This is a genomic window from Xenorhabdus poinarii G6 (genome assembly GCF_000968175.1).
Classification (GTDB): domain Bacteria; phylum Pseudomonadota; class Gammaproteobacteria; order Enterobacterales; family Enterobacteriaceae; genus Xenorhabdus; species Xenorhabdus poinarii.
In genome coordinates this window covers 1,467,971-1,482,742 of the sequence record NZ_FO704551.1, presented here as the reverse complement: position 1 = coordinate 1,482,742, position 14,772 = coordinate 1,467,971, and the positions used below count along the sequence as shown (strand labels likewise).

Sequence of the window (14,772 nt, the reverse complement as noted above, 5' to 3'; positions counted from 1 at the left end):
CCCAGGTTGGCCTCCGTATCAGAACTTTAAGTGTTCTGCGCGTACAATCATTGCTAAACCCGTTGGTAGCTGCACTCTTACACCATCTTTTGCAACTTCAAGTACAGAGGCATCCATTAAACTTTTTCCTACATTAACTTTGATTGTCTGGCCGACTTTCAAAGAGGATACATCAGTCACTGAGATCAGCTCTGGTTGTGCAATTTTTTTCGTGGTTTTATCTACGGGTTTACGCGATTGTTGTGGACGATTTGGCGAACGGGCTGGACGTTTTTCACCCTCACCGGACGCCTTCTGACGGCGCGGAGACGGCTTTTTATTCACAGCTCGCTCACTTTGCTTGTCAGATACGTTGTCAGCCTCACGTTTCTTGGCACGCTGTTCAGCTCGTTGAGCCTGTACCCGCGCTTTCGCTTCTGCCAGTTGCTGACGAGCGTGCTCAATGTGCTCAGCGTCTAATTCACCACACGTATTTCCGTCAAGGTCAACACGCTGAGCCCCTTCTTTAACGCCATAGAGGTAGCGCCAACTAGACGTATACAAGCGCAGTGCAGAACGGAGCTGTGTTTTGCTTAAACACGCTTCACTCTGAATACGTTCAACAATGTCCTGGAAGATCCCGATCTTCAAAGGACGTGCTTCACCTTCTGCCACGAAGCAAAGCGGGAAACGCTCAGCTAAGAAAGCAATGACTTCTTTACTACTGTTCAACTTAGGTTGATTTTCCATGAAATTTCCTGATTACAACGGTTTTGCCAACCAGCGCAGGCACGAACAGGCGACATTATAATAGTGTTGCTGATAAATGCCACGTTATACATATGTTAAGTTACGTTCTGTTGTTGATATTTTGACATAACACATTGCCCCAAATGCTCACAAAGCCTGAAAACTAGCGTGTTCAAGCCATTTTCATCATTTTCGTCAAACCGATCAAAAACCGTGCTATCAATATCCAAAACGCCAATAATTTGCCCATTAACTTCTAAAGGAAGTACAATTTCAGCACTACTGGTGACATCACAAGCAATATGACCGGGGAATGCATGTACATCGGCAATACGCTGTATACGCTTACTCGCGACCGCCGTTCCACATACGCCTTTTCCGATAGGAATACGAACACAAGCGTTCTTCCCCTGAAATGGTCCTAATACTAGGGTATCATTATCTATTAAATAAAAGCCAACCCAATTAACATTACCTAAACGTTCATATAACAATGCACTGGTATTAGCAAGAGAAGCGATAAAATCATACTCACCCGAAAGCAGTGCTATTAAGCTATCTGTCAACTCTTGATAAAATTTATTTCTATCCATAAGCCCCTACGCAATCGATATGTTAAAAACAAAATAACAACAATAAATTCACAATAAAAACCTAAGAGAAACTGATAACGATCATTTTAAACATCTTCAGAATACCGATTCTCTTCTCGAATTAAAATTTTCTTTAATTATTTTTACCCCTATTCACTTATAAAATTTAGGGATATGTCACAGTTTATACTAAAGAATAGCCTGTTTTGCGCCCAGGAGAATCCCCTTGTCCCTATTCTCATGGTAAAATATCTTATCATTACTCTAATCGATTATGCTATTTCCTCTATATCCAGCGCACTGCAAGATGCATTGATTCGCTCTCATAACGCAAGGGGAAATAAGGCACATCATCATGCAGGCAATGCGCATCGCAGTTTATTGGATATATTGATTATATCTATAGGAAAATGAAATAATTTATTGACAAGAGAGTAAAATATTCTTTCTTTATTCAGGAACAAAAAGAGGCCGAGTCGATTCCTATACTCGGCCTAGGGAAAAATGGCTCAATCAAGGAGCCCCGCGCTAAAAATTGCCATTGAGACGTAGAACAACTTGCCACTTAAAGCGTAGTTGAGATGATAAAATTTACCAAATTTTAATCAAAATTGGTTAATTTTAGTAATGATATCATTCTGAAAACATAAACTAACAATTACTTTTTATCATCCGTCTGGTCACATAAAGTTAGCGCTACTTTTTGGAATGGCTCTATGCTCATCTTTTGATTGGGGTGTTCAGGATCATTTAAGAGGATCGTGTCCAACGATGATGCGATAACCTGATTGGATTTCATAAACTGAGTTGCCCGATCATTTAATGGATATTGCATCAATGTACTGGGATTTATCACAAACAATGCACCATCTGCCCGACAATCAAGCATTACCTCTTCGCGGGTAAATGCCCATTGTTGACCAAACTGGAGTTTGCTAATGGTTTTTATCGGTGCAGTGACGCCCTGGAAAGAAAACAGCAAAAAAGGCAAAGCCCAAAATAGTCGTTTCATTATCATTTCCCCTGATAGATACATATCATGATGTTATCGCCCATTCTCCTGCTCATATCCCCGAAATAACATTCAGGATCATGCAGGAGGCTGTGTTGCAAAAATAGCGACACATAATAACGCACTTGTCCCCAAAATAATCTCCAGCCAACTATTGATTATCAATTGCTGATAGCATCCTTTATGCTTCAATTTTGGAACTAAGATATAACGGTTTATCAAAGCCAAAAATACCATACCAACAACCAGCGCTATTTTTAGCCACAACATGGATTGATATTCAGAAAGCGTCTGATTGAAGATGGGCCAACCCGGTATTAAAATGACACTACTGACAACCCCTGTCGCAATCACCAGAAAAACAGCAAAATGCCCATAAAGCGAAAATTTTCTCATCGCTGATACGCTATCCGAATAAAAGTTAATGGCAACCTCTCCACTATTATTCCGATTATTGCCTGGTTTTTCTGCCATGCTTTTAACATCGGTTTCATTACCTGAATGCACCTGATTAGAGGATAAATGTGTCTCCGATATCGTCCTTAAGCGCGGAAATTGTAAACACAGCAAGAACGGCCACAACCCACCAAACCAATAACCTGCGCTCAGTAAATGGATAACCTGGTTAATTTGCAGTAATAGCCCCACGCGACCTTCATACATGGCCGCATGGCCAAGGAAAGCATGGCTGGAGAGTAAAAAAATTGAGCACCCCAACAACAGGTAATTTCTGGCCTTAACATTAGAAAGGAACAACCCACCCACGGCAAGAACAGCGATCAATAACTGCCACATCCACACTTGCCCAAACGATGTTCCCAATACCGCCAGCCATATATCTGGTGAATAAACATCGTCCCAGCCTTCCCCCATTAATCCAGCCTGTACGATAAACCAGATTATCGAGGTTATAAAAGCCAGCACAGTGCTGACTAAAACGCCAACTTTCAACCGTTCTCTCATCAGTGTCGAGAAATGACCGGAAACAAGCATTGCCGTGAATAAGCTAAGACCGAACATCAACATGACGACAACAAAATGAGAGAAACGGCAGAATATGGATAGAGATTCTAGAGAAATCATTATTTCACAGTAAAGCTATAGAGACCTTTTGTCTTATGACCATCGACAGAAAGGACACGCCAATCAACCGTGTATTTACCCGCAGTAAGCTGACCTTCAAGCGGAAGGATTAACTTAGTTTTGGTTTCAGGATCAAGTTCCAACTTACCTGTTTGAATGACATTCTTTTCCGGGCCAATCAATTTCACCTGACTAAATCCAAGTTCAATACGTTCGGAGAAGCTCAATGTGATGGCTTTCGGGGCTGCTTCGACCGTTGTATTTTCTGTCGGCGTCTGATCTTTCAGATGGGCGTGGGCCAAAGCCTGCTGACAAGACAAACCCACAAACAGCACCATAAGGGCAGATAATTTGGTCCAAAATGAACCGATGTTGGGAATAAACATAGAGATAACCCTGTAATATGCAGATGAATTTTTATACCTGAGCAGGGATTCTATAGCAAAAAATATGTTTGATCTGCGCCAATCGACAAGTAATGTCTTGACCTGTGAAGCACGACGCAAAAATAGAATGGGAAATAAAAGAGAGAGAACCGTAACACCCATTTCACCCTGTATAAAAACAAGGTAGGGAGTTACGGAGTCAAATTAATTTATCTGGCTGCCTCTGCCCGGACAATTTCACATGACAGAGCAGCCAGCAAAACAGCAATAAACTGGAGACTAGAATATATCTCAGGCGTGTGTTGGCGCCATCGCCAGTCCCTTCAGATCTTTATCCAATAAGAACAACGATTTTCCGCTTTCGCCAACCATATCCAGTTTATCCAGAATGGATTTGAACAGTTTTTCTTCTTCGTGCTGTTCAGCAACATACCATTGCAAGAAATTAAAGGTAGAGTAATCTTGTGTCATCATCGCAACATGGGCGAGTTTGTTGATCTCTTCTGTAATCAATTTTTCATGTTCATAAGTCTGATTAAAAACATCAGCGATCGAATTAAACTCAACAGGGGGCGCCTGAATAGCCCCTAATACAGGCATTGAACCCGTGTCACCCAAATAATCAAACAAGCGTTGCATATGCTGCATTTCTTCCTGTGAATGGGATCTTAAAAATGCGGCCGCACCTTCGTATCCTTTATCACTACACCATGCACTCATTTGCAGATATAAATTTGCAGAATAGAATTCTAAATTTAGTTGCTCATTTAATTTTTTGATCATTTCTTGTTTTAACATCGGACGGCGCTCCTAAAAAATAATTAAACTGGACGTATTATGCCAATTAAAATCACATAAAACAAAAATAAAATAAAAATATTTAACGCATTGATAAATAATGATTTATTTTTTAATCTTTAACAAGAATAAATCTCATTAAATATCAGAAAACAAGAATCAATTTTATTTAATGATATTTTTATTCAAAAAAACACTTTCAATAGAAATGATAATTGATATTATTTATATTTACTGAGTCTATTTTTGACTTTTTAAACAACTTACCAAACCCAAAAGAGTCGATTAATTTTCTTCCCAGAGGGATGAAAATACGTTTTCAGAGAGGCCATCATAATGGAACATAACTTAGCCAAATTATCTAAAAATGAGATGGATAAGATCAATGTTGATTTAGCAGCATCCGGCGTTGCGTTTAGAGAACGCTATAATATCCCTGTTATTCTTGGCACCGTTGAACAATCACAGCCATCACATCTGCGGGAATATTTCCAACAACGTTTGCACCACTACCGCCAGCAATCGAGATTTTTATCACGATTGCCTTATGAACCCAAAAGCCGTTGACCGAATGATAAAAAAACAACCACCTTTTTGTGGGTGGTTGTCGTGACTATTTTCCAACAAACTTATCCGTCGCCCTGATGAGTTGGTGCAAAATGCCCGTTTCATCAAAAGAGTGACCAGCACCTTCAACAATACATAATTCAGCTTCCGGCCATGCCTTCGCCAAATCCCATGCATTCTGCACCTGACACACCATATCATAGCGACCATGTATAATTACCGCAGGGATATGCCTGATGACATCAATATGATCCAGTAATTGCTGAGTTTCATCGATAAAACCATGATTGATAAAGTAATGGTTCTCAATACGGGCAAATGCTAAAGCAAAATGATTTTCTGAGAAAAAGTCTGAGCTTGTGGAAGGCAATAACGTGACTGTTTCACCTTCCCAAAGACTCCATAAACGGGCGGCTTCCAGCTGTACGTGTAAATCTTCACTCGTCAGTCGTTTATGATAAGCAGTAATGACATCGCTGCGCTCTTCTTCCGAGAGAATAGATAAAGTACGCTCCCACTTTTCAGGGAAAAAACGAGACGCCCCTTCTTGATAATACCAGTGCAATTCTTGTGGGCGGAGCAAGAATATTCCTCTCAACACCAATTCCGATACACTATTTGGGTGCTTTTCAGCATAAGCCAGAGATAACGTTGATCCCCATGAACCACCAAAAACCAACCATTTTTCCACGCCCATGAATTGACGCAATCGCTCAATATCCGCAACCAAGTGCCAGGTGGTATTATTTTCCAGACTCGCATGGGGCGTAGAACGTCCACACCCTCGCTGATCAAATAACATAATATGATAGCGTTCAGGGTCAAATAACTGGCGGTGATAGTTTGCAATCTCCCCACCCGGACCACCATGAAGGAAAACGGCGGGTTTGCCTTTCGGGTTACCGCACAATTCCCAATAAATCTGATGCCCCTCTCCCGTATCTAAATACCCTGTTTGATACGCATCATAAGCGGGATAGAGTTTCCTGTGTTCCGTCATAAAGCCCTCTTCGTCATTGAAATAAAACGGGATACTTTCTCTGTATCCCGTCTATATTCAAAAGATAGCATGACCAGTTATTTACTTCACTTCACTATAACTTATGGTCTCTTTTTGGCAGTCAATCGTGACGTTGTAACTCTTATCCTTTTTCGTTCCCCGGACAATCAAGGGAACCTGCAAGGCATTCGTATCGCCAGTCATATCATTAACATTAACCCAGGCAATCGGCTTCGATGTGCCTAATTGTTTTCTGTCTTTATCCCAATGATTAATCCGGTTCTGCAAGAAATCTTGCTTAACCTGTGCCGCGACCTGATCTTTGGTCAAATTCTTACAAGAAATAAACTTTGCCACATGATCATTCTCAGCGGCTGTTACTGTAAACGAAACAGAAAGCAGAACACCTGCACTCAATAGACCCATACGGCGAATGCATTGAGTTGTCTTCATATTACCTCCTATTACCATCCAAAGTTTGTGGATTAAACGTTGTGATAAATTAACATGCCATAGAAAGTCATTATGTGAGTTTTGTTAAAAATGCATGGCAACTATTTTTCATCATCTTCAAATAAAACATGAACCTGCTCATGGTTCCGATGCTTTTCGCGTAACTCCCGGGCTACGATGGCAATCGCTTCCCCACTGCTCATGCCTTCTGACATGAGTTGATGGATCCGTTCTACAGCCGCTTGCTGCACCTCATGAGATAATGTCGGCATACCTGAAAACATAGCGATAACCTTAAACAAAATATAGCGATTAATAGCAAACGCCGATTATAGCCTTTTTATCCTGAGTCAGGCGTAAGATTGTGTGATAATCTCCGTGAATTACTCTGTCATCTCTTGTGAAGAACCAAACACTGATTCCGTCATGAAAACTGTATTACAAAAACGACAACTACCTTATTCGCCTGATCTTGCCATTCACTACTTTGCCCCCCTTTCTGCATCCCCTTGGGCCATGCTGTTACATTCTGGAAGTGCTGAACATCCGCATAACCGGTTTGATATTCTCGTCGCCGAGCCTGTTACCACATTTATTACACGAGGAAAATCGACTGAAATTCATCATCGTGGCGAGCGTTCTTCTTCTCAGGACGATCCTTTTCTCCTGCTAAAAGAACATCTTCATGCCAGTGATATCAATGCCCAGTTTGATCCTGACCTCCCTTTTCAGGGGGGAGCACTAGGTATATGGGGGTATGATCTCGGACGACGTGTCGAAAAATTACCCGAACTGGCCGCTAATGAACTGTGCTTTCCTGATATGGCCATCGGTATCTACGATTGGGGATTGATTATTGATCATCAGCTACAGCAAGCAACATTAGTGAGCTATCATCATATTGATGAACGAATGGCCTGGTTAGCTTCTCTGCAAGCAACCAAGACGGAAGATTTTTCTCTGACCGGTCAGTGGCAATCCAACATGACGGCACAACAATATCGAGAAAAAATTGCGCAAATTCATCGTTATCTGCGGGAAGGTGATTGCTATCAAGTCAATTTATCACAGCGTTTTCAGGCTGATTATAAGGGCGATGAATGGCAGGCCTTTGTCCAGCTCAATAAAAGTAACCGCGCGCCTTTTTCCGCGTTTATCCGCTTACCGGAACACTATGTTATCAGTGTTTCACCTGAACGCTTTATTCTTCTGGAAAATAATCACATCCAAACCCGTCCGATAAAGGGAACACGCCCACGCCTGTCTGATCCTGCCCAAGATCAGCTACAAGCAGAAATATTAGCAAACTCACGAAAAGATCGTGCTGAAAATTTGATGATTGTTGATCTGTTGAGAAATGACATTGGACGAGTGGCCATCCCCGGCTCTGTCAAAGTCCCTGAATTGTTTGTGGTTGAACCTTTTCCGGCCGTACATCATCTGGTCAGTACCATCACCGCGACATTACCTGAGCAATATCATGCCACTGATTTACTCCGTGCCTGTTTTCCGGGGGGATCAATTACTGGTGCGCCCAAAATTCGCGCAATGGAAATCATTGAAGAATTAGAACCCCATCGTAGGCATGGATATTGTGGTGCTATTGGTTATATTAGCTTCTGCGGGACAATGGACAGCAATATTACCATTCGTACCTTACTCACAGAAAAAGGAAAAATTTACTGTTGGGCGGGGGGCGGTATTGTCGCCGACAGCGTCGCTGACAAAGAGTATCAGGAAACATTTGATAAACTTGGCCAAATTTTACCTCGATTAAGGGAATTATAGAGACCATGACATCGATTTCTGACTTCATTCATCGGTTTCAATTACAATTGCCAATACAACCTGTGCCATTGGCAAGTCATCAACGGAACGCGGCGGTATTACTGCCGATTATTTGTAAGCCAGAACCAACGTTATTGTTTACCCAGCGTGCCGCAAATCTTCGTTCCCATGCAGGACAAATTGCGTTTCCGGGCGGCGCGGCCGATCCTGACGATTTTTCCTTGATTGCCACCGCATTACGTGAAGCAGAAGAAGAAGTCAGTCTACCGCAAAATAAAGTGCAAATATTGGGACAATTAGCCCCTCTGGATAGTATTGGTGGTTATTGCGTCACACCCGTCATTGGGCTAGTTTCCGCACCGATCTCTTTTCAGACCAATCCCGCCGAAGTCGCAGGTATTTTTGAAGTTCCACTGGTTGACACACTGTCCCTTTCCCACTACCGATATTTGGATATCAAACGCCGCAACCGACAACGCCGGGTCTATTTTTTTTGGCATCAGGAACATATGATTTGGGGATTAACGGCCGCCATTATCTATCGTTTGGCACAACAAGTACAAAAAACACCCTGAACAGTACAAAAAACGGCATAAAACTGTGCACTACTTATCCATAATCATAGCAATTGCTATTATAATTAAAAAAAAGCTGTAAACTCCTTTATCAACACTACTAAATAACAGTAAAGTAGCGCGCTTTTATATAAATAACTATATCTCTTCTTCTCTTAAAGGAGTCTGGCGTGATTAGCGTTTTCGACATGTTTAAGGTGGGTATTGGCCCATCCAGCTCTCATACTGTTGGTCCTATGAAAGCAGGCAAACAATTTGTCGATGATCTTGTAAACCAGGGGGTTATGTCCTCTATCACGCGTGTAGCTGTTGATGTATACGGCTCACTTTCATTAACCGGGAAAGGTCACCATACGGATATCGCTATCATCATGGGCCTGGCAGGTAATATGCCAGCGACTGTTGATATTGATTCAATCCCAGGTTTTATTTGTGATGTAGAGCAAACCCAACGTTTGCCACTGGCAAATGGTTTACATGAAGTCGATTTTCCTCGCGATGGCGGTATGAACTTCCGTAGCGATAACCTATCACTGCACGAAAACGGCATGCAAATCCATGCGTTCGCAGGTGATAAAAAAGTCTACAGTAAAACTTACTACTCTATCGGTGGTGGTTTCATTGTTGACGAAGAACATTTTGGCAAGCCATCCCAAGATACCAAACCTGTTTCTTACCCATACAGCTCTGCGGCAGAACTGCTGATGAACTGTAGTAAAACAGGCTTGTCGGTTTCTGGCTTGATGATGAAAAATGAATTGGATTTACACAGCAAAGAAGAAATCGCTGAGTATTTCGCGGATGTATGGGACACCATGCAAGCCTGTATCGAGCGTGGTTTGAATACTGAAGGGGTTTTGCCAGGCCCATTACGTGTTCCGCGCCGTGCAGCTGCGTTACACCGTATGCTGACATCATCAAATAAATTGTCGAATGATCCAATGAATGTGGTTGATTTGATCAATATGTTTGCATTGGCCGTCAATGAAGAAAATGCTGCGGGAGGCCGAGTTGTTACAGCGCCTACCAATGGCGCATGTGGGATCGTTCCCGCGGTTTTAGCCTATTACAACCACTGTATAGAGCCGGTCACACCCGAATTGTATACCCGCTATTTCCTGGCATCTGGTGCAATTGGCATTTTATATAAGATGAACGCCTCTATTTCTGGTGCTGAAGTCGGTTGTCAAGGTGAAGTTGGGGTGGCTTGTTCTATGGCAGCCGCTGGCATTGCCGAACTGCTTGGCGCAAGCCCTGAGCAGGTATGTATCGCAGCAGAAATCGGCATGGAACATAACCTTGGCCTGACTTGCGACCCTGTCGCAGGTCAAGTACAGGTGCCTTGTATTGAGCGTAATGCGATTGCATCCGTTAAAGCCATCAATGCTGCCCGTATGGCATTACGCCGTACCAGTGAGCCCCGTGTCTCACTCGATAAAGTCATTGAAACCATGTATGAGACGGGCAAAGATATGAACGCTAAATACCGTGAAACTTCACGCGGGGGTTTGGCCATAAAAGTTCAGTGTGACTAATATAAGTTATCACTCATTCATCTAAAGATAAGTGATGGCGTCAGTAGGCGCATTGCCTATTTTTTATCATATTTCATTTTTATCTGACCTAATATCCCTGCCATCCGGTAGGGATATTATTTTGGCTGAAACGAATTCATAAAGTACATTATTTTCTATTTCACGATAAAACATCCAAATTCTTTTACGAAAAAACGGATAAAATGTTACCGGAAACAAAATAAGAAACTAACCAAGAACAAATCATAAATATTTAAATGTGTGTTTTTGGCTATTTTTTAGTGAAAAATCTTTTTTTATCTCTCAAAACAGCCTGTATTTATTTTTCTGACCCATAGCAATTTTCTCAAATCCTGCAAATGATAATCTAATGACATATTTTCCTATGTAACGAAATATAAAACCAGACGAGGTGAAATTTTGAGACAAATTCTCGCGACAGTTTTATGTTCACGACTACCCTATTAATGGAATAGGAAGTTCAATACATTAGAAATGTTGAGCATGTGCCTTCAGTAAGTTTGAGTTCAATTGTTATAGTAAGGGGAACACAAGTGAGTATAGCCATTATGATTGGCACGCACGGGGCTGCGGCAGAACAGCTACTTCATACCACAGAAATGTTGATTGGGGAGCAAGAAAATGTCGCTTATATCGACTTTGTACCCGGTGAAAATGCCGATACATTATTTGATAAATACAACAAAAAGCTGGAATCGCTGAATACAGCGCAAGGTGTTTTGTTTTTCGTCGATACGTGGGGTGGCAGTCCATTCAATGCCGCAAACCGGATTGTTATTGACAAAGATAACTACGAAATCATTACGGGTGTGAACGTGCCGATGCTTGTTGAAGCGTTTATGTGTCGTGATGACGATCCATCCATGAAAGAATTGGTTGCTGTTGCATTAGAGGCAGGGAAAGAAGGTATTCGGGCGCTTAAAACAGAACACGTTGAAGAAGAAGCGACAAAACCTGAACCGGTCAAACCCAGCGTGCCACCTGTCTCACCCTCGACTGTTTCGCCAACGTCTGCAAACGGCCATATGAAGATAGTCCTGGCTCGTATTGATGATCGCCTGATTCATGGCCAAGTTGCTACCCGCTGGACAAAAGAAACGAATGTTAAGCGCATCATTGTAGTCAGTGATGAAGTTGCTCAAGACACCGTTCGTTCTACCTTATTGAAACAAGTTGCCCCTCCCGGCGTCAGTTCACATGTTGTGGATGTTGCTAAATGTGTCAGGGTTTACAACAATCCCAAATATGCAGGTGAACGTGTCATGCTGCTATTCACCAACCCAACAGATGTGCTGCGTATTGTCGAAGATGGTGTCACTATCGAATCCATCAACATCGGTGGTATGGCTTTCCGTCAAGGGAAAACCCAGATCAATAATGCAATTTCCGTTGACAAAACCGACATTAAAGCCTTTGAAAAACTGAACGCGCGCGGTATAGAACTGGAAGCCCGCAAAGTTGCCAGCGATACCCGTTTAAACATGATGGATTTGCTGAAAAAAGTTTAAGAAATAATATCGATATTCTTTTACTCACCATTACTCAATAACGAAATGCTTACCAAATTACATTTGGTTACAGGAGAAAGACAATGGACATTACCGTTGTTCAACTTGTGTTGATATTCATCGTTGCCTGTATAGCAGGTATGGGGTCAATTCTTGATGAATTTCAATTCCACCGCCCGTTGATCGCTTGTACCTTAGTCGGCTTAGTGCTTGGTGATATAAAAACCGGCATTATTATCGGCGGTACATTAGAAATGATTGCCCTTGGCTGGATGAATATTGGTGCAGCCGTTGCCCCGGATGCCGCACTGGCTTCTATCATTTCAACGATTCTGGTCATCGCCGGTGGACAAGATATCGGCGCGGGTATCGCATTGGCGATCCCTCTCGCTGCGGCGGGTCAAGTGCTGACGATCATTGTGCGCACGCTGACTGTTGGTTTCCAGCATGCCGCAGATAAAGCCGCAGAAAACGGTAATCTGCGAGCAATCAGCATTCTTCACATTTCCGCATTAATGCTCCAGGCAATGCGTATCGCCCTGCCGTCATTGGGAGTCGCATTATCCGTTGGAACATCCGGTGTCCAGGAGATGCTGCATTCCATTCCTGAAGTTGTCACCATGGGACTCAATATCGCAGGCGGAATGATTGTTGTCGTTGGTTACGCCATGGTCATTAACATGATGCGCGCAGGCTACCTCATGCCATTCTTCTATCTTGGTTTTGTCGTCGCGGTCTATGTCCAGAACCTTGTGATACTGGGTATCATTGGTGCCGTTATGGCGATCTTGTATATCCAGCTCAGTCCAAAATACAATCAATCACAGGCAGCCGCCCCCGCTGGCAATACCCCAAATGACCTTGATAACGAATTAGATTAAGAGGATGAACAACATGTCAGAAACAACAAACATGAGTCAGAAAAAACTGACACAACGTGATATCCGAGGTGTCTTCCTCCGCTCTAATTTATTTCAGGGCTCATGGAACTTTGAACGTATGCAGGCACTGGGATTTTGCTTCTCAATGGTGCCGGCCATTCGCCGACTGTACCCCGACAATACAGAAGAAAGAAAGCAAGCGATCAAACGCCATCTGGAGTTTTTTAACACCCATCCTTATGTCGCTGCACCTATTCTTGGCGTTACGATGGCGATGGAAGAACAACGTGCTAATGGCGCAGATATTGATGACGGTGCTATCAACGGTATCAAAGTCGGTCTGATGGGACCATTGGCTGGTGTCGGTGATCCTATTTTCTGGGGCACCGTTCGCCCTGTTTTTGCGGCACTGGGTGCCGGTATTGCGATGAGCGGCAGCTTATTGGGACCATTGCTGTTCTTCTTCTTATTTAACCTGATACGTTTGCTGACACGTTATTACGGTGTCACCTATGGTTATAAAAAGGGAATGGATATCGTCAAAGATATGGGAGGCGGTTTCCTGCAAAAAATGACAGAAGGCGCCTCAATTCTGGGTCTGTTTGTTATGGGTGCGTTGGTTAATAGCTGGACTAAAATCGATATCCCTTTCGTGATTTCCAAAGTCCCTGATCCACTCACCGGCGAGATGAAAATAACGACCATTCAAACCATCCTGGACAAATTACTGCCGGGTATAGCCCCACTGCTATTAACATTTGGTTGTATGTGGCTATTACGGAAAAAAGTAAATCCTTTATGGATTATTGTCGGTTTCTTTGCCATCGGCATTATCGGTTACCATTTTGGTTTTCTGGCTGTTCCCAAATGATCTAGGTAAGCAAACCGGATCAAATTAAAAATAGAGGGGGAGGAGTTATCCTCCCCTTTGATTAAACGTTACCTTATTGATTTTCAAATCAGGGGATAAAATGAGTTTGAATGATATCATCTTGATAGTATCCATTGTGTTAATGCTCGCTTTTGCAATTTATGACGAATTTATTATCAATCAACTTAAAGGCAAAACGTTATTAAACATAAAACTCAAGAAAAAATATCGGCTTGATGCCCTGATCTTTATCATTTTGATTATCATTATTATTTATAATAATGTTATCTCGTATGGCAGCCCGTTCACCACCTATTTATTATCATTTATCATATTGGTGACACTCTACTTAGGTTATATTCGCTCACCAAAACTCATGTTTAAACAAAACGGCTTTTACTATAGCAACCGTTTTTTCGCTTATGAAAACATCAAAGCCATCAACTTATCTGAAGATGGTATTCTCATGATGGATTTAGAACAACGTAAGATCTATATCTCCGTCACAAAACTGGATGATTTGGAAAAAATTTATCAATTTCTCATCAGAAATAAATAACCTCACTGGTTTTAATATCCAGTACATCAAATAAGATCAATGTGATTTATTGATCTTATTTACTGCCTTAAATAAAGATAACGATAAGCATTATCGTTTCAATATTCAAAATATAACAAAATATTTTTGCCTTTTATCCTGAATATGATATTGTCCGCAGCAGTCATTGGGGAGTAGCCTGTTCCAGAAAATCACTGGAAAATTCGTATCAACATACTCGTTTAAAATAAAACGTGGTACGAATACCTGAATAACCAAATAAATTTTAGGTTATTATACTCGATAAACTTCAAGTTATAGGCTAATAAAACAATAACTTGTAAGAAGTTGAGTATTAATCGGTTGGCAAGACCATAGACACATAACCGCGCCATTGGTTGGGGGCGTGTTGTGTGTATATGGAATCACCCAAC

At 42.0% G+C, this 14,772-nt stretch carries 17 protein-coding genes and 1 riboswitch; of the genes, 8 read left to right on the top strand and 9 right to left on the bottom strand.

Features of this window, described 5'->3' with window-relative positions:
- Nucleotides 1-18: 18 nt before the first annotated feature.
- The 6 genes from proQ to ftnA form a co-directional block, all read right to left on the bottom strand.
- Nucleotides 19-729: an RNA chaperone ProQ gene (gene proQ, locus XPG1_RS06885; protein ID WP_045958420.1), complete on the bottom strand. Its 711-nt coding sequence runs from the start codon at nucleotides 727-729 to the stop codon at nucleotides 19-21.
- Nucleotides 730-824: 95 nt separating this feature from the next.
- Nucleotides 825-1,322, bottom strand: coding sequence for a GAF domain-containing protein (locus tag XPG1_RS06880; protein ID WP_045958419.1), 498 nt, complete (start codon nucleotides 1,320-1,322; stop codon nucleotides 825-827).
- Nucleotides 1,323-1,980: 658 nt separating this feature from the next.
- The gene (locus XPG1_RS06875; protein ID WP_045958418.1) at nucleotides 1,981-2,334 is read right to left on the bottom strand and encodes a YebY family protein; all 354 of its coding nucleotides are present in this window, start codon (nucleotides 2,332-2,334) and stop codon (nucleotides 1,981-1,983) included.
- Nucleotides 2,335-2,412: 78 nt separating this feature from the next.
- Nucleotides 2,413-3,417 (bottom strand): CopD family protein, encoded by a 1,005-nt coding sequence (locus tag XPG1_RS06870; protein ID WP_045958417.1) that lies wholly within the window; start codon nucleotides 3,415-3,417, stop codon nucleotides 2,413-2,415.
- Complete coding sequence (gene copC, locus XPG1_RS06865; RefSeq protein ID WP_045958416.1) at nucleotides 3,417-3,803, bottom strand: copper homeostasis periplasmic binding protein CopC; 387 nt, start codon at nucleotides 3,801-3,803, stop codon at nucleotides 3,417-3,419. Before copC ends, XPG1_RS06870 begins: the two co-directional genes overlap by 1 nt.
- A gap of 291 nt (nucleotides 3,804-4,094) precedes the next feature.
- A complete protein-coding gene (gene ftnA, locus XPG1_RS06860) occupies nucleotides 4,095-4,601 on the bottom strand; it encodes a non-heme ferritin (RefSeq protein WP_045958415.1) in 507 nt (168 codons plus the stop codon).
- 336 nt (nucleotides 4,602-4,937) lie between these two features.
- On the opposite strand from ftnA, the gene XPG1_RS06855 reads away from it, so the two are divergent.
- Nucleotides 4,938-5,168: a DNA polymerase III subunit theta gene (locus XPG1_RS06855; RefSeq protein ID WP_045958414.1), complete on the top strand. Its 231-nt coding sequence runs from the start codon at nucleotides 4,938-4,940 to the stop codon at nucleotides 5,166-5,168.
- Nucleotides 5,169-5,214: 46 nt separating this feature from the next.
- Here the strand turns inward: XPG1_RS06855 and pip are convergent, their stop codons facing one another.
- The 3 genes from pip to XPG1_RS06840 all read right to left on the bottom strand — a co-directional run bounded on the left by pip (nucleotide 5,215) and on the right by XPG1_RS06840 (nucleotide 6,905).
- Nucleotides 5,215-6,168: a prolyl aminopeptidase gene (gene pip / locus XPG1_RS06850; protein ID WP_045958413.1), complete on the bottom strand. Its 954-nt coding sequence runs from the start codon at nucleotides 6,166-6,168 to the stop codon at nucleotides 5,215-5,217.
- Nucleotides 6,169-6,249: 81 nt separating this feature from the next.
- Complete coding sequence (yebF, locus tag XPG1_RS06845) at nucleotides 6,250-6,621, bottom strand: protein YebF (protein ID WP_045958412.1); 372 nt, start codon at nucleotides 6,619-6,621, stop codon at nucleotides 6,250-6,252.
- Nucleotides 6,622-6,722: 101 nt separating this feature from the next.
- The gene (locus XPG1_RS06840; protein WP_045958411.1) at nucleotides 6,723-6,905 is read right to left on the bottom strand and encodes a YoaH family protein; all 183 of its coding nucleotides are present in this window, start codon (nucleotides 6,903-6,905) and stop codon (nucleotides 6,723-6,725) included.
- A gap of 142 nt (nucleotides 6,906-7,047) precedes the next feature.
- Between XPG1_RS06840 and pabB the strand changes: the two genes are divergently transcribed.
- From pabB to XPG1_RS06805, 7 genes are all read left to right on the top strand, one after another.
- The gene (gene pabB, locus XPG1_RS06835) at nucleotides 7,048-8,409 is read left to right on the top strand and encodes an aminodeoxychorismate synthase component 1 (RefSeq protein ID WP_045960548.1); all 1,362 of its coding nucleotides are present in this window, start codon (nucleotides 7,048-7,050) and stop codon (nucleotides 8,407-8,409) included.
- Between the two features lie 5 nt (nucleotides 8,410-8,414).
- Nucleotides 8,415-8,984, top strand: coding sequence for a CoA pyrophosphatase (locus XPG1_RS06830; RefSeq protein WP_045958410.1), 570 nt, complete (start codon nucleotides 8,415-8,417; stop codon nucleotides 8,982-8,984).
- 170 nt (nucleotides 8,985-9,154) lie between these two features.
- Nucleotides 9,155-10,519 carry an L-serine ammonia-lyase gene (locus XPG1_RS06825; RefSeq protein ID WP_045958409.1) on the top strand — a complete coding sequence of 455 codons (1,365 nt, stop codon included), beginning with the start codon at nucleotides 9,155-9,157 and terminating at the stop codon, nucleotides 10,517-10,519.
- A 554-nt stretch (nucleotides 10,520-11,073) separates the two neighbouring features.
- Nucleotides 11,074-12,048 carry a PTS mannose transporter subunit IIAB gene (gene manX / locus XPG1_RS06820; RefSeq protein ID WP_045958408.1) on the top strand — a complete coding sequence of 325 codons (975 nt, stop codon included), beginning with the start codon at nucleotides 11,074-11,076 and terminating at the stop codon, nucleotides 12,046-12,048.
- A gap of 83 nt (nucleotides 12,049-12,131) precedes the next feature.
- The gene (locus XPG1_RS06815; RefSeq protein WP_045958407.1) at nucleotides 12,132-12,929 is read left to right on the top strand and encodes a PTS mannose/fructose/sorbose transporter subunit IIC; all 798 of its coding nucleotides are present in this window, start codon (nucleotides 12,132-12,134) and stop codon (nucleotides 12,927-12,929) included.
- Nucleotides 12,930-12,942: 13 nt separating this feature from the next.
- Nucleotides 12,943-13,800 carry a PTS mannose transporter subunit IID gene (locus tag XPG1_RS06810; RefSeq protein ID WP_045958406.1) on the top strand — a complete coding sequence of 286 codons (858 nt, stop codon included), beginning with the start codon at nucleotides 12,943-12,945 and terminating at the stop codon, nucleotides 13,798-13,800.
- A 100-nt stretch (nucleotides 13,801-13,900) separates the two neighbouring features.
- Nucleotides 13,901-14,359, top strand: coding sequence for a DUF986 family protein (locus XPG1_RS06805; RefSeq protein WP_045958405.1), 459 nt, complete (start codon nucleotides 13,901-13,903; stop codon nucleotides 14,357-14,359).
- Nucleotides 14,360-14,515: 156 nt separating this feature from the next.
- Nucleotides 14,516-14,631: riboswitch (yybP-ykoY riboswitch) on the top strand.
- The last annotated feature ends 141 nt before the right edge of the window (nucleotides 14,632-14,772 follow it).

Coding starts and splice junctions, on each gene's coding strand:
- proQ (WP_045958420.1), bottom strand. CDS start 729: ATGGAAAATCAACCTAAGTTGAACAGTAGTAAAGAAGTCATTGCTTTC.
- XPG1_RS06880 (WP_045958419.1), bottom strand. CDS start 1,322: ATGGATAGAAATAAATTTTATCAAGAGTTGACAGATAGCTTAATAGCA.
- XPG1_RS06875 (WP_045958418.1), bottom strand. CDS start 2,334: ATGAAACGACTATTTTGGGCTTTGCCTTTTTTGCTGTTTTCTTTCCAG.
- XPG1_RS06870 (WP_045958417.1), bottom strand. CDS start 3,417: ATGATTTCTCTAGAATCTCTATCCATATTCTGCCGTTTCTCTCATTTT.
- copC (WP_045958416.1), bottom strand. CDS start 3,803: ATGTTTATTCCCAACATCGGTTCATTTTGGACCAAATTATCTGCCCTT.
- ftnA (WP_045958415.1), bottom strand. CDS start 4,601: ATGTTAAAACAAGAAATGATCAAAAAATTAAATGAGCAACTAAATTTA.
- XPG1_RS06855 (WP_045958414.1), top strand. CDS start 4,938: ATGGAACATAACTTAGCCAAATTATCTAAAAATGAGATGGATAAGATC.
- pip (WP_045958413.1), bottom strand. CDS start 6,168: ATGACGGAACACAGGAAACTCTATCCCGCTTATGATGCGTATCAAACA.
- yebF (WP_045958412.1), bottom strand. CDS start 6,621: ATGAAGACAACTCAATGCATTCGCCGTATGGGTCTATTGAGTGCAGGT.
- XPG1_RS06840 (WP_045958411.1), bottom strand. CDS start 6,905: ATGTTTTCAGGTATGCCGACATTATCTCATGAGGTGCAGCAAGCGGCT.
- pabB (WP_045960548.1), top strand. CDS start 7,048: ATGAAAACTGTATTACAAAAACGACAACTACCTTATTCGCCTGATCTT.
- XPG1_RS06830 (WP_045958410.1), top strand. CDS start 8,415: ATGACATCGATTTCTGACTTCATTCATCGGTTTCAATTACAATTGCCA.
- XPG1_RS06815 (WP_045958407.1), top strand. CDS start 12,132: ATGGACATTACCGTTGTTCAACTTGTGTTGATATTCATCGTTGCCTGT.
- XPG1_RS06810 (WP_045958406.1), top strand. CDS start 12,943: ATGTCAGAAACAACAAACATGAGTCAGAAAAAACTGACACAACGTGAT.
- XPG1_RS06805 (WP_045958405.1), top strand. CDS start 13,901: ATGAGTTTGAATGATATCATCTTGATAGTATCCATTGTGTTAATGCTC.